General features: G+C 39.1%; 15 protein-coding genes, 22 tRNA genes and 2 rRNA genes. 8 read left to right on the top strand and 31 right to left on the bottom strand.

The features are described 5' to 3' along the window. Positions 1-52 precede the first annotated feature (52 nt). The 4 genes from JOD29_RS19325 to JOD29_RS19310 all read right to left on the bottom strand — a co-directional run bounded on the left by JOD29_RS19325 (position 53) and on the right by JOD29_RS19310 (position 4,339). Positions 53-1,105 (bottom strand): AbrB family transcriptional regulator, encoded by a 1,053-nt coding sequence (locus tag JOD29_RS19325; protein ID WP_239585822.1) that lies wholly within the window; start codon positions 1,103-1,105, stop codon positions 53-55. A 103-nt stretch (positions 1,106-1,208) separates the two neighbouring features. After that, positions 1,209-2,189: a VOC family protein gene (locus JOD29_RS19320; RefSeq protein WP_124766952.1), complete on the bottom strand. Its 981-nt coding sequence runs from the start codon at positions 2,187-2,189 to the stop codon at positions 1,209-1,211. A gap of 59 nt (positions 2,190-2,248) precedes the next feature. Further along, the gene (locus JOD29_RS19315; RefSeq protein WP_124766951.1) at positions 2,249-3,418 is read right to left on the bottom strand and encodes an acyl-CoA dehydrogenase family protein; all 1,170 of its coding nucleotides are present in this window, start codon (positions 3,416-3,418) and stop codon (positions 2,249-2,251) included. Positions 3,419-3,442: 24 nt separating this feature from the next. Further along, positions 3,443-4,339 (bottom strand): alpha/beta fold hydrolase, encoded by an 897-nt coding sequence (locus tag JOD29_RS19310; RefSeq protein ID WP_158610615.1) that lies wholly within the window; start codon positions 4,337-4,339, stop codon positions 3,443-3,445. A 179-nt stretch (positions 4,340-4,518) separates the two neighbouring features. Between JOD29_RS19310 and JOD29_RS19305 the strand changes: the two genes are divergently transcribed. Then, positions 4,519-5,376: a V4R domain-containing protein gene (locus JOD29_RS19305; protein ID WP_124766949.1), complete on the top strand. Its 858-nt coding sequence runs from the start codon at positions 4,519-4,521 to the stop codon at positions 5,374-5,376. Beyond that, positions 5,373-6,323, top strand: coding sequence for a PucR family transcriptional regulator (locus JOD29_RS19300; protein WP_124766948.1), 951 nt, complete (start codon positions 5,373-5,375; stop codon positions 6,321-6,323). Before JOD29_RS19305 ends, JOD29_RS19300 begins: the two co-directional genes overlap by 4 nt. Positions 6,324-6,631: 308 nt before the next feature. Here the strand turns inward: JOD29_RS19300 and JOD29_RS19295 are convergent, their stop codons facing one another. Next, positions 6,632-7,924, bottom strand: coding sequence for an MFS transporter (locus tag JOD29_RS19295; protein WP_124766947.1), 1,293 nt, complete (start codon positions 7,922-7,924; stop codon positions 6,632-6,634). A 585-nt stretch (positions 7,925-8,509) separates the two neighbouring features. Here JOD29_RS19295 and JOD29_RS19290 point away from each other — a divergent pair. The 6 genes from JOD29_RS19290 to pyc all read left to right on the top strand — a co-directional run bounded on the left by JOD29_RS19290 (position 8,510) and on the right by pyc (position 16,054). Next, positions 8,510-8,983: a flavin reductase family protein gene (locus tag JOD29_RS19290; RefSeq protein WP_124766946.1), complete on the top strand. Its 474-nt coding sequence runs from the start codon at positions 8,510-8,512 to the stop codon at positions 8,981-8,983. 14 nt (positions 8,984-8,997) lie between these two features. Further along, on the top strand, positions 8,998-9,792 hold the full coding sequence (locus JOD29_RS19285; protein WP_124766945.1) for a 2-keto-4-pentenoate hydratase: 795 nt from the start codon (positions 8,998-9,000) through the stop codon (positions 9,790-9,792). Next, positions 9,789-10,676 (top strand): acetaldehyde dehydrogenase (acetylating), encoded by an 888-nt coding sequence (locus tag JOD29_RS19280; RefSeq protein WP_124766944.1) that lies wholly within the window; start codon positions 9,789-9,791, stop codon positions 10,674-10,676. Before JOD29_RS19285 ends, JOD29_RS19280 begins: the two co-directional genes overlap by 4 nt. Beyond that, positions 10,673-11,665, top strand: coding sequence for a 4-hydroxy-2-oxovalerate aldolase (dmpG, locus tag JOD29_RS19275; RefSeq protein WP_124766943.1), 993 nt, complete (start codon positions 10,673-10,675; stop codon positions 11,663-11,665). The genes JOD29_RS19280 and dmpG overlap by 4 nt, the downstream gene beginning before the upstream one ends. Positions 11,666-11,685: 20 nt before the next feature. Then, positions 11,686-12,474, top strand: a complete 789-nt coding sequence (locus JOD29_RS19270; protein WP_124766942.1) for an FAD synthetase family protein — start codon at positions 11,686-11,688, stop codon at positions 12,472-12,474. A gap of 145 nt (positions 12,475-12,619) precedes the next feature. Next, complete coding sequence (pyc, locus tag JOD29_RS19265) at positions 12,620-16,054, top strand: pyruvate carboxylase (protein ID WP_124766941.1); 3,435 nt, start codon at positions 12,620-12,622, stop codon at positions 16,052-16,054. Between the two features lie 335 nt (positions 16,055-16,389). Here pyc and JOD29_RS19260 read toward each other — a convergent pair whose 3' ends face one another. The 26 genes from JOD29_RS19260 to JOD29_RS19135 all read right to left on the bottom strand — a co-directional run. After that, positions 16,390-17,283 carry a tyrosine-type recombinase/integrase gene (locus tag JOD29_RS19260; protein ID WP_124766940.1) on the bottom strand — a complete coding sequence of 298 codons (894 nt, stop codon included), beginning with the start codon at positions 17,281-17,283 and terminating at the stop codon, positions 16,390-16,392. An 829-nt stretch (positions 17,284-18,112) separates the two neighbouring features. Further along, positions 18,113-18,736, bottom strand: coding sequence for a hypothetical protein (locus tag JOD29_RS19255; protein WP_124766939.1), 624 nt, complete (start codon positions 18,734-18,736; stop codon positions 18,113-18,115). Positions 18,737-19,603: 867 nt separating this feature from the next. Further along, positions 19,604-19,675: transfer RNA gene (locus JOD29_RS19250), tRNA-Glu, on the bottom strand. 12 nt (positions 19,676-19,687) lie between these two features. Then, positions 19,688-19,778 (bottom strand) — tRNA-Ser (locus tag JOD29_RS19245). A gap of 4 nt (positions 19,779-19,782) precedes the next feature. Then, a tRNA-Asn gene (locus tag JOD29_RS19240) sits at positions 19,783-19,857 on the bottom strand. Between the two features lie 9 nt (positions 19,858-19,866). Beyond that, positions 19,867-19,943, bottom strand: a tRNA-Ile gene (locus JOD29_RS19235). A 4-nt stretch (positions 19,944-19,947) separates the two neighbouring features. Beyond that, a tRNA-Gly gene (locus JOD29_RS19230) sits at positions 19,948-20,021 on the bottom strand. A gap of 5 nt (positions 20,022-20,026) precedes the next feature. Further along, positions 20,027-20,102, bottom strand: a tRNA-Phe gene (locus JOD29_RS19225). A 6-nt stretch (positions 20,103-20,108) separates the two neighbouring features. Further along, positions 20,109-20,184 (bottom strand) — tRNA-Asp (locus JOD29_RS19220). 3 nt (positions 20,185-20,187) lie between these two features. Further along, a tRNA-Met gene (locus JOD29_RS19215) sits at positions 20,188-20,262 on the bottom strand. Between the two features lie 34 nt (positions 20,263-20,296). Further along, positions 20,297-20,389 (bottom strand) — tRNA-Ser (locus JOD29_RS19210). Positions 20,390-20,404: 15 nt separating this feature from the next. After that, positions 20,405-20,480: transfer RNA gene (locus JOD29_RS19205), tRNA-Ala, on the bottom strand. Positions 20,481-20,503: 23 nt separating this feature from the next. Then, positions 20,504-20,580 (bottom strand) — tRNA-Pro (locus JOD29_RS19200). A 6-nt stretch (positions 20,581-20,586) separates the two neighbouring features. Further along, positions 20,587-20,663: transfer RNA gene (locus JOD29_RS19195), tRNA-Arg, on the bottom strand. A gap of 24 nt (positions 20,664-20,687) precedes the next feature. Further along, positions 20,688-20,776: transfer RNA gene (locus JOD29_RS19190), tRNA-Leu, on the bottom strand. 24 nt (positions 20,777-20,800) lie between these two features. Further along, positions 20,801-20,874 (bottom strand) — tRNA-Cys (locus JOD29_RS19185). A gap of 7 nt (positions 20,875-20,881) precedes the next feature. Beyond that, a tRNA-Gly gene (locus JOD29_RS19180) sits at positions 20,882-20,956 on the bottom strand. A gap of 4 nt (positions 20,957-20,960) precedes the next feature. Continuing rightward, positions 20,961-21,035: transfer RNA gene (locus JOD29_RS19175), tRNA-Gln, on the bottom strand. Between the two features lie 34 nt (positions 21,036-21,069). Next, positions 21,070-21,145: transfer RNA gene (locus tag JOD29_RS19170), tRNA-His, on the bottom strand. Between the two features lie 27 nt (positions 21,146-21,172). Next, positions 21,173-21,257: transfer RNA gene (locus JOD29_RS19165), tRNA-Leu, on the bottom strand. Positions 21,258-21,272: 15 nt separating this feature from the next. Next, positions 21,273-21,347 (bottom strand) — tRNA-Lys (locus JOD29_RS19160). 5 nt (positions 21,348-21,352) lie between these two features. Beyond that, a tRNA-Tyr gene (locus JOD29_RS19155) sits at positions 21,353-21,436 on the bottom strand. Positions 21,437-21,446: 10 nt separating this feature from the next. After that, positions 21,447-21,519: transfer RNA gene (locus tag JOD29_RS19150), tRNA-Thr, on the bottom strand. Between the two features lie 5 nt (positions 21,520-21,524). Next, positions 21,525-21,600 (bottom strand) — tRNA-Val (locus JOD29_RS19145). Between the two features lie 13 nt (positions 21,601-21,613). Beyond that, positions 21,614-21,729, bottom strand: a 5S ribosomal RNA gene (rrf, locus tag JOD29_RS19140). Between the two features lie 66 nt (positions 21,730-21,795). Then, positions 21,796-21,887: ribosomal RNA gene (locus JOD29_RS19135) — 23S ribosomal RNA — on the bottom strand; the annotation flags it as partial.

Raw genomic sequence — 21,887 nt, 5'->3', positions numbered from 1 at the left:
CCTTCATCATAGTTATAGATTCTTAATTATATTTAGAGAAATTCGTTTTAGATTAAGACTTTATTAGACTGCTGTCTTGATCGTAGACAATCTCCTTTTTTTCTCTCCATCGGTAAAACATTTTCATTAAAGGCATAATGATAATAAAGATAAACAGTAGCCTGAAGGTTTGGAACATCGAAACAAGCGAGACTTCTGCTTTTACTGCATCAGCTAATAAAACCATTTGATCTAAGCCACCTGGTGCTGTGCTTAGAAAACTTGTAGCAAAGGATGTCTCTAATGCAAATGACATTAAGAAACTTGAGCCAAATGTTAGCGCAATTAATGCGAATGCACTAACAATGCCACCTACAAGGACGCGTACTGGAAGCTTAATCATATGTGGCTTGAGCATTAAACCAATATGCGCGCCAATTAACAGCTGTGCAATGACCATGACGATGCCAGGTACTTGTGGCATTGCGATGGGTGTTGTGAGTTGCAACGTAATTAACAAAATAATTGGTGTGATGAAAAATGCAACGGGCAAATGAAGGCGTTGCATTAAATGTGAGCATCCCCATGCAAGTGCAATCAATAATACTAAACTAATCGTTAGCTTCGCGTCATTTGGAGGCTTACTTATTACATGTCCGGCGACAATAAACGGTACGAATACAACGACCAGTAACAGCCGAATTACTTGAAAATAAGAAATAAGGCCAATTTCTTCAACTTTTTCTTCTTCAGCAAATACGACAATTTGTCCTAAACCGCCTGGGATAGCCCCTAGTACAGCAGCTTTCAGCGGAATTTTTGTCCATTTACTCGTTAAATAGGCGATGCCGATTGAGCCACCGATTAAAATAACGTTTAGGGTTATCATGTAAAATAAAATCGAACCCATCATGCCGAATAAATCGATGTTAAATTGTACACCAATTACGGTACCGACCATAACGACACCTAAATCACGCATTTGACCAGACCATTTGAGCGGTCCTTTATAAACAAATTGAGCTAACATGACGATAACAATTGGGCCGAGCATCCATGGAATCGGGATGTGTAGCAGGCTAAAAATATAACCGCCAATTAGAGATAAGACCAATACTTTTAACATTGCTGTCAACTGTAACACCCCTTCCTGTCAGAATTTCCTTATTCATATTTATTACCTAAGAAACCACCAGCGTTCATCATCATGAATACTGGTGGTTTAATTATTAGGCTTTTGCTAATTCTTTTACTTGTGCTTCACGATCTACATCATCGCGACGACGGTCACCCCAGTATGCAGAACCGTTTTTCAAATACTCTTCGTAACTCCATTTTACTGGCTCCCAGTCTGGCTCGAAGATTAAGTATCCGTTTGTAAAGATTTCAAGACGTAAACCGCTTCCTGGGTCTTTTACGTAAATGTACATGGCTTGAGAAATTCCGTGTTTCCCAGGACCTACGAATTGAATATCCGCTTCACATAAGATATCAGCAGCACGTAGTAAATCTTGTGCATTATCTAACCAGTAAGCGATATGGTGCATTTCGTTTGGCGCTTTTGAACGTGGTGTAGACATAATTGCTACGTCATGGACTAAGTTTGTTACTGATAACCAGCTCGCTACTTGTACGTCATCTGGATTTACAAAATATTCGCTCAATTTGAAGCCTAGTGCTTCTTTTAAATACTGTACAATCTCAGCGTTGTCGTGAGAAGTTTGTAAGTTTACATGGTCAATACGGCGTGGAGATACACCTTTCGCCCAAGATTTATACGTCTGATTTTTAAGCACGGATTTACGTGATTCATCAGCAGGTGTTTTTTCCATATCGTAGTAAAGTTCAAAGCGGTGACCACTTGGTAATTCGAAGCGGACTGCTTCCCCTTGTGCTACCTCTTCGCCAGCTTGTACGTAGCGTACTTCTGTTCCAGCAGCCTCTAATAATTTTGCGAAAGTTGCTACGTCCTCACGACGTTTTGTACGCCAGCCGATATGATCAATGTAAGATGTTTCACCAGCTGTAATAGATAATGTATGGTGTTCGAAGTCACCCCAAGCGCGTAAGTAGTGTACGCCATCTACAACTTCTGTTTCTTCTAACCCAATTGTGTCCCGGAAGAACTCTAAAGATTTTTCTAGATTTTCTGAAACTAAAGCTACGTGTCCTAATTTTGCAATTTCTGGTGCGTAAATAAATTTCTCCATCTATATTCACCTCATGGTTAGTTAGTTATTTTTATAAATTACATGTTCAGTTGGCAATGTTACCCTTGAATGTTTGTTTGAACACCAAACAAATGTCTACCGTAACCTAAAATGCCATCTTCATATAAAGAAGTAATGTGTGTCGCGATTGCCATTAAGTCTCGAGTGAATAGCTCAACTGGGTGACCTTTTAATAATGCGTGTCCCCCTAAAGTAAGTAGTGCTTTTACGCCAATTTGCGTACACTTATCAATAATTTTTGCACGGATGGCTTTATATTGGGCACCTTCATATGGGCCACCTTTATCTGTTTCCATCATCTTGATATATTCATTTAATAGTGTTTTAGCAGAAAGCATTTCAAGCTTTAACTCCGAAAGCACGCGTTGGCTCGTCGGTGAGTCTTTCTCGTTTACGCCAGAGAAACGTACGCGACCCGCTGTATGCTTTTCAAATTCTTCAACTACACGCTCTGCACCACCAACAGCCATCGCTGCGAACCCTACATAGAAGCCAGGGTAGAATGGTGTGTTGTAGTATAGGTAGTCTTGATCGAAATCTTCATACGGTGGTTGGCTCTTTTCGATAATTTTGCTAAAGCGCAAAATCGCATCAGGCTTAATGAACACATTATCGACGATTAATGTATTACTACCTGATCCACGAAGACCAAGCGAATCCCACGTTTTCACAACTTCTAAGTCAGAAACTTTTAATAAAATCCCTACACGCTCAGGCTTGTCGTTGTCTTCGAATTTCATCATTGCGCCAACGCCAACCCAATCACAGTAGTTGATACCGCTTACAAAATTGTACTTACCTGAAATCGTATAGCCACCTTCAACTGGTTCTACTTTGCCGATTGGTGCAAATACATCAGCTACGAAGCCACCTTGATTAATGACCTCATCACGAATATGCTTTGGATAGTAACATACCCAAGAGTTATGAGCTGAGAAAAAGTATGTTAACCATGCAGCAGATAAGTTGTGGTAACCAACCTTGCTTACTAGATCAACGAACGTACGCCAATCAAGTTGTGGATAGCCAAACTCTTTCGGCAAAATTAAACGATGAATTTCCTCTTCACGGATAATTTCCGCAATGCGTGGAGAAATTGTTGAGTTGCGATCAGCTTCAAGTGCTTCTAACTCTGCAGCTTCACCGATACGCTTTGCTTTTTCTATAATTTCTTCATAAAGCGCTTTATTTTCAACTACTGTTACCATTTGATCCTTCCTTTCTAAAATCGTTTATTGTGCTGTAACTGCTTGGTCTTTTCCCACTGCTAAAAAATCGATGACAAGTTTGTTCACGATTTCTGGTTGGTCAGTTTGTGCTTGGTGACCGCAGTTTTCGATATATTCGAATGTAATGTTTGGTAATAATTGCTCAAGCTTATAAGCTGTTTCAACTGGTGCAACCGCATCTTGGTTCCCCCAAATGAATAAGCCAGGAATTTTTAATTTTGGTAATGTATCTTTAATGCAATAACGATCCCAAAGCTTTGGTTCTTCATTCATTCTTGCTAAGTAAGCATCGAACGCTTGATTTGATTCTCTTACGCCTGGGCGAGTTGCTGCTTGATGACGTAATTGAATTAATTCTTCAGGAATGACTGTGTCTTCAGTTGAATTACGGTACATAAATTTACGTAACGACTCTTCTGTATAGTCATAACCAATCACTTCTAAGAATGAACGAAGCTTTCTTTCTGGTACTTCTTGCATTGCTTGATAAATTGTATTACTGCCAATGTAAACGACTTTATTCACTTTTTCTGGATGGTCGATTGCATATTTAGCTGCAACGTAAGCACCCTGTGAATTGCCGATAAGTGATACTTCATCTAGACATAATGCTTCAATAAAATCATGTACATGATCTACTAAGCTTTGGTGACCATTTACTGGCCATGCATGAGGGCGTGCATCTGTAAAGCCCATTGATAATTGGTCTATTGCGTATGCGCGATACCCTGCTTTTGCTAACGCCGGTAACATTAAACGCCACCCTGCTGCGCCGCAAGCTCCAGGTCCTGCACCGTGTAGTAAGATTACTGCTGGTCCTTCTGTTCCAGCCCACGAATAATGTGTACGTACACCATTTGCTAGTACGTAGCTATTATGAAATCCTTCAAAAATTGTCATCATTTTGCCCCCTTGTGTTGACTGGCTAATCTATTATGTTCTGAGTATAACGGTTAAAGATTTTTAACATCATAGCGATTTTTATTGAAAAAAGTAGTTTTAATCTTTAAAATTTATTGAAAAATGAATTCCACTTCTGTAACATGGTGAAATAGAAATTCAATGGGGATGTGGTGTTGGTGAGTCAAGTTGCCTTTAATTCTAGCGAAACAAAAAATATTTTAATGTCAGCAAATGCCTTCCAAACATTAAAAAGTAATTTAGTAAACAACATGGGCTCTCATAAAACGAAAGGCTTTTTATTCCGATTTGGTAAAGAGTTTGGAATGGAGTCAGCAAAAAATAAGCTCCAAAATACAAACAAAACAAATCCTGTCGGTAAAAGCCACTCACGCTTAGGTCACGTAAAAGATGTCATTTTCAAGGGGGAAATTGTGCGTCATCCAGATGGCACAATTGAATGCATCGATACGTGGGGACAATGGGTAGAATCATTTGAAGCCGAAATGCATCTTAAAAATTACGGTTTATCAAATGAATGTGTTTGCCATATGTTATGTGGTTTTGCGAGTGGTGCATTGACATATGAGTTTGGGGAATCAATTATTGCCATCGAATATAAGTGCATCGCAAAAGGCGATCCTTGTTGCGAGTTTAAAGTGCGTTTGGAGCGCGATTGGCTCGAGGAAAAGGAGGATCTTATTTACCTTTATCAAAACGACAACATTTTGACTGAGCTTGAAATGACCTACGATGCACTTTTGCATCACAAGCAAATGCTCGAAAAAATTTCCATGTTTCAGGGTCAGCTCACGCAAAAAGTAACAGACAAGCATTCAATGGATGAGATTGTGTACGCTGCGTATGAGCTGTTAAACATTCCAATTTTAATTGAGGATATACACGGCAATCCATTAAGTACAATTGGTTTAACAGATATACAGCATGATGTAATTCAAAAAGATACAGCAAAATTATCGGTTTTGACCATGAGCACAACGTTTCGCATTACAAAGGAAATAGCTATTGGAAGTTGACCGCTCCTGCTCTTATTAATAAAAAAAATTATGCAAACTGTTCTTTTTTTTACTTCGATGACGAGCGCATTGATGAAAACGACCACTTATTTTTAGAACGGATTTCAACTGTCGTGGCGTTGTGTATTTTATACGAGGAAGCTCAGTTTGAAGAGCAACAACGTCTGCGAAGCTCATTATTAGAACGGTTAATCCATAATCGAAATATTAAAGATATCGAATCATACTATAAATTTTTACCGTTTAAGTTTCAGCCACCGTTTTCTACAGGCATTATTAGTGTGCAAAAGAAAAAGAAAAATAACGAAATCATTGATATTCATGACCAGCTAACACAGTTATTTAAGTTGGCAAAAGAAGCGGAATTACCTTGTATTTTTGCGGTACTTGGAGAAGAAATTGCTCTTCTTAATCCACAAAATAACAATAAACAAAGCTGGCAAAAGAAAATTTTAAGGATTTTCCAAATGATGGAGAAGCAAAATTGCAATTATAAATATTCGATTGGGCTTAGCGGAACATTTAACGGTTTTAAGGACTTTGAACGTTCGCTAAATGAGGCGCGTATCGCACAACGCTTCCCAAACAAAAAGCTACTAACAGATTACGAGGATTTAGGACTGCTTGGCGATATCGTCAAAAATATGAGTATAGAACAGATCCATGAAATGGGGAAAAAGACGTTAAAAGGCCTATACGATTTCGACGACCCACGTAAAAAGGAATTGTTGTACACGCTTTACGTCTATTTATTAAACAGCCAGCGTTTAAAAGAAACGATGGATGAGTTGACGTTATCAATAGGTGGTGTCCAATACCGAATCAAACAAGTCGAAGAGCAGCTTCAAATATCACTAAAAAATGCATCCGCTGCGGCGTATACTTTATTGGTTATTCAGGCCCTAATCCTATCAAATAGCTTAAGCTTTGAAGAATTTGCAAAATAAAAGAAAAGTAGATTTGACGAATTTCAAGTGATTATTTGGTTGAAGCTTGAGATGAAGAAAGTAAACCTGCATCAGATTGACGACGACAAAAGACATGTAGAGTTAACCTCTTATGTCTTTTTTAATATGAACTAAAGTACTCCCAAGGTCACGGTCCCTATTTGATAGAAATACATAGGTAATTAGAGTTGGAGTTTAATAACGAGGATAGGCGACCTGAAATGAATTCTTTATTTAAACAAAAATAGACTATAAACAAACTCAGTTTAGAGCTTGTCTACAGTCATGGCAAATGGATAGTAATTTTATTACTCTACTGCAACATCTAAGTTCATTTGCTCTTCTTCAGCAGCACGACTTGCATCTTCTTTTTCAGTTGCTGTAATTTTAAATTTACGCGTAGCTAATAACACGATTACAGTTACAACATATAAACTAACAATCACTACTACCCCTGAATTAAAGCCAGCGCGAACGTCATCCCCTGCAAGTGTAATTAAGTAACCCGTAATCCATGGACCGATTATACCAGCCATACTTGCAATAAATAATGAAAAACCTGTTACACTACCTACTAAATTTTTCGGAATAACTATTGTTTGAATCGCAGAATTTAACGGTAATAAGCTTGTGTTCATGATTAAGCCCACCCCTAGGAAAACACAGGCCAAAACGGGTGAAGATACAACCGTTGTCATTGCGTAAGAAGCTGCACCAACTAGTAAGACTGTGACTAATACACGGTCATAAGATTTGATAAGACTTTTATTTTTCTTAAATAAGTAATCTGTAAATTTACCTGCACAAATGGCAAATACTGTACCTGTAATACCCATTCCAGCGAAGATTAAACTCATACTCTTTGGCTCAAGACCAACGATTTGTGTTAAGTAAGTTGGTGCCCATGTAAGAACCCAAGTAGTAATCCACATTGATACGAAACCTATAACAAAAATTGATAATACATAAGGGCTGATTAATACTTTTAAAATATGCTTGAACGGTACTTCCTTGTTAGAAGCTAAAGATTTTACGTCTTCCACCAGTGGTTGCTTTGGCTCGTCCCTCATAAAGAAGAAGAAGACTGCCCATACAAAGCTTGCTATCCCTAACATTGCGAATGTATGCTGCCAACCAAGGTTTGTAATACCTGCAACTAAAAGTGGTGCAGCTAAATACGTACCAACTGTTGTACCAGAAGTCATAATGGCTGTAGCGAGACCACGTTGTGAACTAGTAAACCATCGTGCAAGGTGTACTAGGCACATACTAAGCGTACTACCTTCGAAGAAACCTAAAACAACACGTAGTAAAATTAACTGTGTCAACGTTTCTACAAAATAAGCGCTTGCTAATGCTACTGTCCATCCACTAGCAATCATCATTAATAAATATTTTGAGTTGAAGCGATACGTTAATGTACCCAAAACAAGACTTCCGACAGCGTATGCAGCGAAGAAGCTACTTCCTACTAAACCAAACTGATCGTAAGATAAATTTAGTTCAGACATGATTGGCTCTGCGGCTAATCCTAAAACTGATTTATCTGTATAGTTTAAAACTGATAATAAGAATAGAAACCCTAAAATAACCCAACGCATAAAAGACCCCCTTGTATTACAATTTTCCCCATCCACTTTGTTTCGTAAAAATTATTAGTACTTTCGTTAAACTATTAGGGAAAATTCCCCTGTTTTCACCTACAAAAGTCTGATTTTTCAAAAAATTAAGGATACAATTTTATTTTTCTTTTTCTGCAAGTCATAAGTTAAATGTTAGCGTTTTCAATAAATTTCGTAGAAAATTTACACCTCCATTCGCAAGATCATTTCAACATTATTGATAAAACCTAAGTATTTTATAGAAAAATTCGATTATACGATTCTTCCATGTTGAAAATTTTATTTGAAAAAAAAAGGATTTACAAGAAAAAATAAGGGCGACCTATTAGTCCGGAGATTAAAAGTGGAAAAAGTAAAATAAAAGTTTCTTAAAAGAAAACGAGACTTTTATTATTAGAAAATATTGATAATTCTATGTTTTTTTAAAAAGATTCACATAAAATTCAAATTTAACCTCGTCATAATTTTTATTGTTTATGTCTGAATTTTCAATAAAAAAGCAATGATAATTTTTAATAGACTCATTTATCATTAAATCATTATTTGTAAGGATGGTGGATTGGGATGGATGATCGTTTATTTAGAGATGCAATGGGGAAATTCGCTACAGGTGTAACAGTTCTTTTAACAGAAAACGAGGGAGAAACTCATGGAATGACAGCAAACGGATTCATGTCAGTATCATTAGATCCGAAGCTTGTCGTCATTTCGATTGGACATAAAGCAAAATTTTTAGAGAAAGTTTCACAATCCGAAAAATATACAGTAAATATTTTGGCGGAAGATCAAGAGCATTACTCACGTCATTTCGCTGGAAAGCCTGGTGAGTCAGTAGAATTTGAAACATTAGCTGAACTACCAGTATTAAAAGGGGCTATCGCTCAAATCGCATGTGAAGTTGTATCTGAACATGTAGAAGGTGACCATACATTATTCATTGGTAAAGTAGTAGATTTACATCTTGAAGATAAAGATCCGTTATTATTCTTCAGTGGTAAGTACCGTCAATTGACACAATTAGAAACAATTGAGTCGTAAAGGGAGAATTGTCTATGAATATTCAACTACTAGCAGAAGCATTGCTTGAAGCAGAACGTACGAAACAGCCAATTGCCCCATTAACTGAAACCAATGAAGGGATTACAGCTGCTGATGCTTATGCCGTTCAATTAGAGCAAATTCGTCAAAAAGTTGACGCTGGAGCGACAGTAAAAGGCTTAAAAATTGGTTTAACAAGTAAAGCGATGCAAGAAATGCTGAATGTATATACGCCGGACTACGGCTTTATTTTAGATACGATGGTTTATGACGAGGTAGATGGGTTACCAACTGAGTCGTTTATTCAACCAAAGGTAGAATTTGAAATTGCCTTTGTTTTCAATAAAGAGTTAAAGGGACCAAATGTGACAGTGCAAGATGTCATCGACGCGACTGACTATGTGGTACCAGCAGTAGAAGTAATTGATAGCCGTATCGAGAATTGGAATATTAAATTCGAAGATACAGTAGCCGACAACGGTTCCTCAGCAGGTGCCATTTTAGGTGAAAAACGCACACTACTGAAAGAAATTGAAGACATTACAAATATTCCAATGATCGTGAAGAAAAATGGTGAATTTTTAGATGAGGCAACAAGCTCGGCAGTGTTAGGTAACCCACTTAATGCAGTTGTTTGGTTAGCAAATGAAGTGAGTACATATGACATTTCGATCAAGCCCGGCATGTTTGTTTTATCAGGAGCATTATCAAAAGCTGTTCCCTTCGAAGCAGGCGATGAATTCGAGGCTGACTTCGGCATACTCGGAAAAGTAAGCGTTAACATTTTGAAGGAAGTGGTGAAAAAATGACAAAGCTTAAGGTTGGAATTATTGGATCAGGAAATATCGGAACGGATTTAATGTATAAAATTGAGCGCAGCCCCGTACTAGAAATGAGTGTTATGGTTGGGATTGATCCGGAATCTGATGGTTTAAAACGTGCGAAACGTCGCGGGTATGAAATTATTTCAAACGGAATCGACGGCTTAATGGAACGCCTTGATTTAGTTGATATCGTATATGACGCAACAAGTGCCTATGCACATAAGCGTAATAGTGATTTATTAACTGCAGCAGGTAAAAAAGTAATCGATTTAACACCAGCGGCAATCGGACCATTTACGGTTCCACCAGTAAATTTAAAAGAGCATATCGAAAAATCGAACGTGAATATGGTTACGTGCGGTGGCCAGGCGACGATTCCGATGATTCACGCAATCAATCGTGTTGTGCCTGTCGACTATGCTGAAATTGTTGCAACAATAGCTAGTCTTTCTGCAGGTCCTGGTACACGTGCAAATATCGATGAATTCACAAGTACAACATCTAAAGCAATTGAAGTGGTTGGCGGTGCGAAAAAAGGGAAAGCAATTATTATTTTAAACCCGGCTGAGCCACCAATTATTATGCGTGATGCCATCCATGCTCTAGTAGAAGAAGAGGGACATGAAGAAGCGATTACGAAGTCGATTCAGGATATGGTAGTCGAAGTACAGGCTTACGTACCAGGCTACACATTAAAAGCAACACCAATTTTTGAAGGCAAAAAAGTATCTGTATTTATCGAAGTAAATGGTGCAGCAGACTATTTACCGGCATACGCTGGTAACTTAGATATTATGACGGCAGCTGCAGTACAAGTCGGTAATGAAATGGCGCGTCACCTACAGCGCGAGAAGGAGGTCATCTCATGACATTAAATATTTTAGATGTATCGTTACGTGATGGAAGTCACTCGGTACGCCATTCCTTTACAGAAGATCAAGTACGTGCTGCAGCAAGAGGTTTAAATGCAGCGGGTGTTCGATATTTTGAAGTATCGCACGGAGATGGCTTAGGTGGCTCTTCATTACAATACGGCTTGTCAGCAACGAGCGAATTAAAATTGATTGAAGCGGCTGTATCTGAATGTACAACGTCAGAGGTCGCAGTGCTATTGATCCCTGGAATCGGAACAAAACAAGATTTAGAAAATGCAGCGAAATTAGGAGCAAAAATGGTTCGTGTAGCCACTCACGTAACAGAAGCTGATGTGGCTGCACAACATATTGAGTTAGCTCGTAATCTTGGCATGAAAACAGTTGGATTTTTAATGATGAGCCATATGGCACCTGTTGAAAAAATTGTAGAACAAGCAAAATTATTCGAAAGTTACGGAGCTGAAATCGTTTATGTAACCGATTCCGCTGGTGCGATGTTACCACAAGATGTAACGAATCGAATTGCAGCACTTAGACAAAGTATCCAATGCGACATCGGCTTCCATGCCCATAACAATTTATCGATGGCTATGGCAAATACAATTGCAGCAGTTGAAGCTGGAGCAACTTACATTGATGGAAGTATGCGCGCATTAGGTGCCGGAGCTGGAAATACACAAACAGAAGTCATGGTCGCTGTTTTAGAACGTTTAGGTTACGAAACAGGTGTTGATCTATATAAATTAATGGATACAGCAAATGATGTGATTGCACCAATCATGCAACAATCACAAGAAGTCACTGGTAGTAGCTTAACTTTAGGTTACGCTGGCGTGTACTCAAGCTTCTTGTTACATGCACAAAAGGCCGCAAAACAATTTGGTGTCGATGAACGTGACCTTTTAATTAAAATTGGGCAAATGAAGGCTGTTGGTGGACAAGAGGATTTAATCTATGAAGTAGCACAAACTCTAGCAAGATAAAAGAAAAAGGAGAGGATCGCATGAAGGTAATCTATGTGAATGCTAATAGCTTACAAGACATTAAACAATCTTGTCCTGATGTGGCTATGGCACTTGGTTATTTTGATGGTGTGCATTTAGGACACCAAAAAGTAATTCAAGCCGCTAAAGAAAAAGCACAAGCACATAATTTATCACTAGCGGTTCTCTCTTTTTTTCCACATCCTAAAAGTGTGCTAGTTCCCGGCTCTGAAGTCTCCTATTTAGAGCCACTAGAACAAAAGGCTGAAAAGTTAGAAAAGCTCGGGGTAGACATTTTTTATATCGTAGAGTTTACAAAGGAATTAGCAAAAGTAGAAGCAAACGAATTCTTAGATGATTATATTATTGGGTTGAATGCTAAGGAAATTATTTGTGGTTTCGACTATACCTATGGGTCGAAAGCAAGTGGTACTGTTAGAACGCTAGCAGTTTATGCGGCCACACAGCGAGTAGGCCTAACAGTTGTCGAGGAGTTACAGTGGAATAATCAAAAAATTAGTTCGACTTTGATTCGAAAGCACTTAACAGAACGAAAGCTTAATGAATTACCTAATATATTAGGAGGCTTTTATAAAACCAAGTATTGTCAAAGAAATGGGTTATTACCGAACTATTCGTTACCCAATGTAGGTAGTTATAGAGTATTGATTGAAGATCAACATTCTATTATTGAGTGCGTCGCGACGGTTAAGTGTAAAAAGCATATTCAGATTCATCATGAATTGTCCACACTATCGAATTTATTAACGATCCAATGGGTGGACCAATTCGAAACAGTATCAAACTAATTTTTCAGATTGATTTTCATCGTTGTATGTTTCATTTCCCCAATCATTAAACTCTTTAAATCATATAAATTTGGCAGGACCATTACTAAAATTGTTCTGCCTTTTTATATGCTTCCATGACTATAAAACAGATGGGATTGATAAAATGAACACGCTAAAAAAAGTATTAGTAGCCAATCGTGGAGAAATTGCAATTCGAGTATTCCGTGCATTAACAGAACTGAATCTTAAAACCGTAGCAATCTATTCTCGGGAAGATAGTGGCTCATACCATCGTTATAAAGCAGATGAATCGTATTTAGTTGGTGCTGGAAAAAAGCCAATTGATGCGTATTTAGATATTGAGGGAATCATCTCGATTGCCAAAAGCTGTGGAGCAGATGCAATCCATCCAGGATACGGCTTTTTATCGGAAAACTTAGAGTTTGCACAGCGCTGCGAACAAGAAGGGATTGTCTTTATTGGACCTGAATCGCGTCATCTAGATATGTTTGGCGATAAAGTAAAGGCTCGTGAACAAGCGATTCAAGCTGATATTCCTGTTATTCCCGGAACAGATGGACCTGTTCAATCATTGGAAGAAGTACAGCAATTTGCCGATACATACGGTTATCCGATTATGATTAAAGCTGCCCTAGGTGGTGGTGGACGAGGCATGCGTATGGTAGAACATGCAGAAGATATCGCTTCAGCATATGAACGAGCGAAATCTGAAGCAAAAGCAGCGTTTGGTTCAGATGAAGTATATGTAGAAAAATGCATTATTCAACCAAAGCATATTGAAGTACAAATTATCGGGGATCAACATGGAAACATTATTCATCTGTACGAACGTGATTGTTCCATTCAACGTCGTCATCAAAAGGTGGTTGAAATTGCGCCATCTATCTCTTTATCAGAAGAGTTACGTAATAGAATTTGCGATGCTGCCGTTAAATTGATGAAAAACGTTGGCTATGTAAATGCGGGGACGGTTGAGTTTTTAGTTGCTGGAGATGATTTTTATTTCATCGAAGTGAACCCACGCATACAAGTGGAACATACGATTACTGAAATGATTACGGGTATTGATATTGTGCAAACACAAATTCATATAGCCGATGGAAAGTCATTGTTAAGTGAAGAAGTAGGGATTCCGGAACAACAAGATATTCCGTTATTTGGTTTTGCCATTCAATCACGTGTCACAACAGAAGATCCATTAAATCATTTCATGCCAGATACAGGAAAACTACAAGTCTATCGATCTTCAGGTGGGTTTGGTGTACGTTTAGATGCTGGGAATGGATTCCAGGGTGCAGTTGTGACACCATATTATGATTCCTTACTCGTAAAAGTTTCCACATGGGGCACAACCTTTAAACAGGCCGCTGAGAAAATGAACCGAAATTTACGTGAGTTTCGTATTCGCGGTGTGAAAACAAATATTCCGTTTTTAGAGAACGTTGTAACGCACCCTAAGTTCTTATCTGGAGAATTTAATACGAATTTTATTGATACAACGGAAGAGCTGTTCAATTTTAAATTGCCACGAAATCGCGGATCGAAATTATTAAATTACATTGGGAACGTAACAGTAAATGGTTTCCCAAGTGTTGAATCGAAATCAAAGCCGATTTTCACAAAAACTGTTGTACCAAGCATTCTTATTCCGGAAGAATTGTCCGGCACAAAACAAATTTTAGACACGCAAGGCGCTGAAGGGCTTGTAACATGGATCCACAAACAAGAAGATGTCCTCTTAACCGATACAACAATGCGGGATGCACATCAATCTTTACTTGCCACACGTATGCGTACAGCTGATATGCTTGCCATATCAAAACAGACTGCTGCCGGGATGAAAGATTTCTTTTCACTTGAAATGTGGGGTGGCGCGACATTTGATGTGGCTTATCGCTTTTTAAAGGAAGATCCATGGAAACGTTTAGAACAGCTGCGAAAAGAGATTCCCAATGTCCTATTCCAAATGCTACTACGTGGCGCAAATGCAGTTGGGTATAAAAACTACCCAGACAACGTCATTCGTGAATTTATTAGTCAATCTGCCGAAACAGGGATCGATGTATTTAGAATTTTCGACTCGCTAAACTGGATCAAATCAATGGAAGTATCGATTGAGGCCGTACGCGATGCGGGGAAAGTAGCAGAAGCAGCGATTTGCTATACAGGTGATATTTTAAATGACAATCGTGCCAAATATACCGTGCAATATTATAAAGATATGGCAAAAGAGTTAGAACAGGTTGGCGCACATATTTTAGCCATCAAAGATATGGCCGGTTTATTAAAACCAGAAGCTGCCTATCGTTTAATTTCTGAGTTAAAAGATGTAACGACTTTACCAATTCATTTGCATACACACGATACAAGTGGGAATGGAATTTACACTTATGTACGTGCGATTGATGCAGGTGTAGATATTATTGATACAGCACTTGGTTCAATGTCTGGATTAACGTCACAGCCCTCTGCCAATTCACTTGCCTATGCTATATCAGGTACAGAGCGTCAGGTGCGCGTTGATATCGATTCATTAAAATCACTATCTGATTATTATGAAGAGGTGCGTAAATTCTACAGTGAATTTGAAAGTGGCATGGTGAGCCCGCATTCTGAAGTATACGTACACGAAATGCCAGGTGGACAATATAGTAATCTTCAACAACAAGCAAAAGCTGTAGGACTAGGCGCACGTTGGGAAGAAGTTAAGAACATGTATGGTCGTGTAAATCTCATGTTTGGGGACATTGTAAAAGTAACACCATCCTCAAAAGTTGTCGGAGATATGGCGCTCTTTATGGTACAAAATGATTTAGATGAACAATCGGTTATTGAGCGTGGTGCAACGCTAGACTTCCCAGCGTCCGTTATTGAACTATTCCAAGGTTACTTAGGGCAACCTCATGGTGGATTCCCAGAAGAATTACAAAAGGTAATTTTAAAAGAACGTGAAGCCATCACAGTACGTCCAGGTGAATTATTGCCTGCAGTAGATTTCGAAGCTTTACGATTAATGCTTGAAGAAAAATACCCCAATCGTGAGATTACAGAGCATGATTGTATTTCACATGCGCTATATGATAAAGTATTTGAAGATTATATCGCAGCGGAAGAACAATTTGGAGATATCTCTGTTTTAGATACAGCCACATTTATCTACGGGCTAAAACTAGGTGAAGAAATTAATGTGGAGATTGAAAAAGGAAAAACGCTAATTGTAAAATTAGTATCCATTGGAGAAGCTCAATACGATGGCACGCGAGTGTTATATTTTGAATTAAATGGTCAATCTCGTGAGCTGATTATTCAAGATAGCCATGTGAAAACGACAGGTACAGCTGCAGTAAAAGCAGATCCATCCAATCCGAATCAAATTGGGGCCACGATGCCGGGAACAGTTTTAAAAGTCGTTGTACCAAAAGGAAGTTCTGTTAAACGCGGTGACCACCTACTCATTACAGAAGCCATGAAAATGGAAACAACGGTACAAGCACCTAGAGATGGAATAATCTCAGATATCTTTGTTCTAGAAGGAGATTCGATTTCAACAGGTGATCTCTTAATTGAATTTGAGTAGGTTTAGAGAAAAGATAAACCTCACAAAAGTGGAAATCCCCACTTTTTTTGAGGTTTTTATTCTCCCCTTCCTATGATGGAATAGGATTTAGACTGGTAATGGTAATTCAATAATCAACCTTATAATTAAGGGTGTAGTATGTTCTACACCTTTGTTATATCATCTATAACTCACTCTACTTTTGATGACATATTAGTTATATCGCCATTAAAAGGATTGGTTCCGCAAGGTTTTAACGCATCGCCATTTTGTTCAACTGCGTTTACTATTGCTTCAATATTTTTTCTTATCTTCTTGGTTCATATTTTTCACGTCCACTTCTTGTCTTTACAAATTTATAGGAAATCATCCACATCACTAGTTTTCAAATTAATATAATGCTCCATAATCGTTTGATGGGATTTATGGCCAGACTGCTTTGCTATCGTTGGTATATCAGCACCTTTTTGATACATGGCCGTAATCTGCGTTTTTCGGAAAGTGTATGGCGCGAACCCTAGCCAATTATGAATTGACTGGCTATAGCTATCTTCATGTATCTGGCGACTCGTATGATTTCCCCACTTATCGGCAGCCCCCACAAAGTAATCATCAGGTTGAAGCACACATTCCTGAATATACTTCTTAACCGCCTGAACACATTCTAGAGTGAGACGTTTTTCCTTCATTTCCCCCTGCTTTGTCATCATGACCCAAACTGTACGATTCTCTAAATCAAAATCACTGATCTTAAGACGTACCATTTCCGATGGACGGTTCGCCGTAATCAAATTCACGAGACAAATGGCACGCTTCCGAATATCAGCTTTTTTATTGGTATCAAAGCGATCGATTAAACGGAGCACATCATTTTGACTTTCCGCACGAATTCCTCGTTGCGGTTTAAGACGTAAAAAAGTTTCTTCATTATATAGTTGTCGCAATAAACGAACACGATCTTCTTGTTCCAATGTTTGTTGCAAATTAAATTTATTCATGAGCCAATATTTCACACCAACTAAACGTCGATTAAATGTAGAAAGACGAACACGTTGCACCGTGATTAAATCATGTAAGTAAAGTTCAAGCGAATCAAAATCTATTGGTAAGAGATTTCTCTCACAAAAAATTTCAAATTGCTTAAAGTCCGGTTGATACATGTCGAGCTTTTTATTTTTCACTTGCTCGATTGATTTTTCCGTTTCTTGAATAATTCGATATTGATTTAATGAAAAAAGATTTTCTTCCACCCTAAATTCCTCTCCTTTTTAAGCCCCTAAAACACGAACAAACGTTTCTTCAATTATACCACTTTCAACCTAGGATAATAAACATTTTAAGAGGTTGATAAGTTATTTTATTTTTAAAACAAGTCTATATATTTTTATGGTAAACCGATATTTATCCAACATATTTTGAAATAATCAATTTAAAATTCTTAAAGAGATTCCTAGATTTTCAAATAAAGAACAAATCATGATTCCTAAAGTTTATTTTGATGCATTGCAAATGTAGGATGAAGTAACAGTCGAATCAGTGGATGGAGGTGGAGGTTTAGTAGAAAAAGAATTACGTGGATAGGAACTAGTCGAGAAGTTTAAAGAAGTAAAAAGTAACATGGGCTGGACGTCTTTTCACCCAGATAAAGAAGGGTCACCATATTTATAGAAGAAACTCGAAAAATGGACGTGATACACGTGATACAACGGAAGACATAGGAACGTGTTGCTCTCACTCGCGAAGCATTAAAATAGAGGGAATTGTTATACGACATAATAAGTGCAGCTTGGAAAATCACATTAGCCACAGTACTTAATTACAATTATGTCGTATCTCTAAATAGAGTAGTTTTTATTACAGGTTAGTAGCAAACAATTAATTTTCAAAGGTATTCTAGGATGTTATAGCAGATATATCAAGTATAGATCCTATATCAACAAACATAAAAAAGAAGCTGATTCTGGCGGGTACACAGAATCAGCTTTTTGGTCTTTATTTAGAGTTTGAAATAAAGCACAAAGATGTGTTTGTTCAGGAGTCATTACTAACCTATGATTGGGGCCTTTCCAATATAACTCCCTAATCTTTTCGCCAATGATGAATAATAAATTCGTCTACTATTTCCTTTGTGGAACTGATTGGGGTATTCACTTCATCAACCATATGAGAGAGAAGATGCATATACGAATAATCCTTTTCGGAAAACTCCTTATTTATAAAAGACATGAGCTTATTAACCTCGGCCATTCTTCTTTTATCAAGCCCTTGTTCCAAGTAATTCTTCAAATATTCATTTACAATTTCAAAATCCGTCATACTATTTTCTAGCAGCAAAGCACATGCTCTTGCTTTACTACAATCTAGTGCATAAGCAAGGGCAGAAAGGATGTCATAGACTCTTTTAGTAACACGTAAGGAAATTCTCTCACACGTTCCCGGGGCTTGTTTCTTCTGAATTGTAGGGTTTGATAGATTCCCTCGAAACAACGTTTGGTTAATGCGAATATCTCTTTTAAAGTAGACTGATAGAGCATTTAGTATTTTTACGTTGATTAGAGTAGCAGTTAATAGAGTCGCTGCAACATCCTTCACTGGCGTTTGCGTGATGTATGATAATCGGTAAATCGATTCTTTCGTCGATAAAGTAAGAAACGGTTTAATATCTTTTTTCCGATCAGATCTTAGTCTTTTCCCCTCTTGCAAGATATTCCCCCCTCAATTTATTCAGTTTAAGTCATGGATTGTGTCCAACTGTCCCAGGGATAATCCAAAATATGATGTCAGTGGGGGAGTTTATGCGTATAAAATCTAAAAAACTCGGACATGTTGTTTTTAAGATTAAAAGGGAAAGGAGCCCGATTAAGAATGACAGATGAAAAGAAAAAAAGATTATTAGAGGGCATTAAATCGCAGGATAAAAAATATAACTTTCCAACGAAACCAAAACAAAAGGATAAGAAAAAAGAGAGTTAACTAACTTTTAATTCATAAAGAAATACCTTTTTAACTAGAGATATAACCGATATATCGCCACTATCATTGAGAGTTTCTTCCAATGAATCTCCTCTTTATTTTTAAGGGTTTCAAGAAAGTCACGACATGATGCACTACCTAGAATACGATAAATTTAATAAAGAGTTACCATAAATAGAAATATAACAAAAATAAAAATAAGCTATTTAGTTACTTAGATAATTACCTATTACAGACGAAGCGTGATGAAATAGAAATTCGTTATAGCACTTCCACCATAATATATCCGCTATAACAAGTTGCTGCGGTTTCTAGTAGTTCATCATGTAGCTACCTCGCTGGTAACATTCCCAATAACGATCTACAAGGAAGTTTCATACCTATACTCTAAGTAATGTAATTTGATTGTCCATCTTAATCCAGAGAGCTGCTCTGACAAAGATCTCTGCGGTCTCCCCAATTATTGAAGGAACAAAAAATAAAAATACAAAATAAGGGGATCTCAGAAGCATAAAAAAACCTGATTCATAAGAATCAGGTTTTTTATAGTGATATTTTAATCTCTCAACTATATCACTAGATTATCGGATTAAGATATGACCCGTACGGGATTCGAACCCGTGTTACCGCCGTGAAAGGGCGGTGTCTTAACCACTTGACCAACGGGCCAATTAAGCATAATGGCGGAGAAAGAGGGATTTGAACCCTCGCGCCGGTTACCCGACCTACACCCTTAGCAGGGGCGCCTCTTCAGCCTCTTGAGTACTTCCCCAATATGGCTCCGAAGGTAGGACTCGAACCTACGACCAACCGGTTAACAGCCGGTTGCTCTACCACTGAGCTACTTCGGAATATTCTTATGGTGGGCCTAAATGGACTCGAACCATCGACCTCACGCTTATCAGGCGTGCGCTCTAACCAGCTGAGCTATAGGCCCATATTGGAGCGGGTGATGAGAATCGAACTCACGACATCAGCTTGGAAGGCTGAGGTTTTACCATTAAACTACACCCGCATTAATGGTGGGTCGGGACGGAATCGAACCGCCGACACTTAGAGCTTCAATCTAATGCTCTACCAACTGAGCTACCGACCCATTAAATGGCGGTCCCGACCGGGATCGAACCGGCGATCTCCTGCGTGACAGGCAGGCATGTTAACCGCTACACCACGGGACCATTTGGTTGCGGGGACAGGATTTGAACCTGCGACCTTCGGGTTATGAGCCCGACGAGCTACCACTGCTCCACCCCGCGATAATATTACTTATAGATTAATTAATTTTAAAAATGGCGGAGGCAGTAGGATTCGAACCCACGCGCGGTTTAACCCGCCTGTCGGTTTTCAAGACCGATCCCTTCAGCCAGACTTGGGTATGCCTCCGTTTTATAAATATAATGGTGGAGCCTAGCGGGATCGAACCGCTGACCTCCTGCGTGCAAGGCAGGCGCTCTCCCAGCTGAGCTAAGGCCCCATAATAATAGATTTTTATCGTCTTGGTCGAGAAGACAGGATTCGAACCTGCGACCCCTTGGTCCCAAACCAAGTGCTCTACCAAGCTGAGCTACTTCTCGTATTTTTGGCGCGCCCGGCAGGAGTCGAACCCACAACCTTCTGATCCGTAGTCAGACGCTCTATCCAATTGAGCTACGGGCGCATACCTTATTACAAATTTTAAAACTGGTGCCGAGGACCGGAATCGAACCGGTACGGTAGTCACCTACCGCAGGATTTTAAGTCCTGTGCGTCTGCCAGTTCCGCCACCCCGGCACATCATTAATCACATCATATCTGTGGAGGCGGTAACCGGATTTGAACCGATGATAAGGGTGTTGCAGACCCCTGCCTTACCACTTGGCTATACCGCCAGATAATTGGAGCGGAAGACGAGGTTCGAACTCGCGACCCCCACCTTGGCAAGGTGGTGTTCTACCACTGAACTACTTCCGCAAAATGGCTGGGGTACCAGGATTCGAACCTGGGCATGACGGAATCAAAATCCGTTGCCTTACCGCTTGGCTATACCCCAATAATATGATAAATACTACTTTATTTGTTTTATATGGGGCGACTGATGGGAATCGAACCCACGAATGCCGGAACCACAATCCGGTGCGTTAACCACTTCGCCACAATCGCCATTATAGGTTCAAAATAATCAAAAAATGGTGCGGGTGAAGGGAGTCGAACCCCCACGCCTTACGGCGCTAGATCCTAAGTCTAGTGCGTCTGCCAATTCCGCCACACCCGCATATTATTATAAAACTGGTGAGCCATGAAGGACTTGAACCTTCGACCCTCTGATTAAAAGTCAGATGCTCTACCACTGAGCTAATGGCTCGAAAATGGTGGAGGGGGACGGATTCGAACCGCCGAACCCGAAGGAGCGGATTTACAGTCCGCCGCGTTTAGCCACTTCGCTACCCCTCCAATATGATGATGCCGGCGATAGGAGTCGAACCCACGACCTACTGATTACAAGTCAGTTGCTCTACCAACTGAGCTACACCGGCAAATATGGTGGAGGATGACGGGCTCGAACCGCCGACCCCCTGCTTGTAAGGCAGGTGCTCTCCCAGCTGAGCTAATCCTCCACATAAAAAATAAGCGAAGCGACGTCCTACTCTCACAGGGGGAAGCCCCCAACTACCATCGGCGCTAAAGAGCTTAACTTCCGTGTTCGGTATGGGAACGGGTGTGGCCTCTTTGCTATCGTCACTTCACTCATTATTTAATTGAGAGCTTGTTCTCTCAAAACTGGATAAAGACATTGATTGCGTTCAAAATTTTTGGTTAAGTCCTCGATCGATTAGTATTCGTCAGCTCCATGTGTCGCCACACTTCCACCTCGAACCTATCTACCTCATCGTCTTTGAGGGAT

Source organism: Lysinibacillus composti (genome assembly GCF_016908465.1).
Classification (GTDB): Bacteria; Bacillota; Bacilli; order Bacillales_A; family Planococcaceae; genus Ureibacillus; species Ureibacillus composti_A.
The sequence above is the reverse complement of the archived record's forward strand: the minus strand, read 5'-3'. Positions and strand labels throughout refer to the sequence as shown.

Coding starts and splice junctions, on each gene's coding strand:
- JOD29_RS19290 (WP_124766946.1), top strand. CDS start 8,510: ATGGATGATCGTTTATTTAGAGATGCAATGGGGAAATTCGCTACAGGT.
- JOD29_RS19315 (WP_124766951.1), bottom strand. CDS start 3,418: ATGGTAACAGTAGTTGAAAATAAAGCGCTTTATGAAGAAATTATAGAA.
- JOD29_RS19295 (WP_124766947.1), bottom strand. CDS start 7,924: ATGCGTTGGGTTATTTTAGGGTTTCTATTCTTATTATCAGTTTTAAAC.
- JOD29_RS19285 (WP_124766945.1), top strand. CDS start 8,998: ATGAATATTCAACTACTAGCAGAAGCATTGCTTGAAGCAGAACGTACG.
- JOD29_RS19320 (WP_124766952.1), bottom strand. CDS start 2,189: ATGGAGAAATTTATTTACGCACCAGAAATTGCAAAATTAGGACACGTA.
- JOD29_RS19325 (WP_239585822.1), bottom strand. CDS start 1,105: ATGTTAAAAGTATTGGTCTTATCTCTAATTGGCGGTTATATTTTTAGC.
- pyc (WP_124766941.1), top strand. CDS start 12,620: ATGAACACGCTAAAAAAAGTATTAGTAGCCAATCGTGGAGAAATTGCA.
- JOD29_RS19310 (WP_158610615.1), bottom strand. CDS start 4,339: ATGACAATTTTTGAAGGATTTCATAATAGCTACGTACTAGCAAATGGT.
- JOD29_RS19270 (WP_124766942.1), top strand. CDS start 11,686: ATGAAGGTAATCTATGTGAATGCTAATAGCTTACAAGACATTAAACAA.
- JOD29_RS19280 (WP_124766944.1), top strand. CDS start 9,789: ATGACAAAGCTTAAGGTTGGAATTATTGGATCAGGAAATATCGGAACG.
- dmpG (WP_124766943.1), top strand. CDS start 10,673: ATGACATTAAATATTTTAGATGTATCGTTACGTGATGGAAGTCACTCG.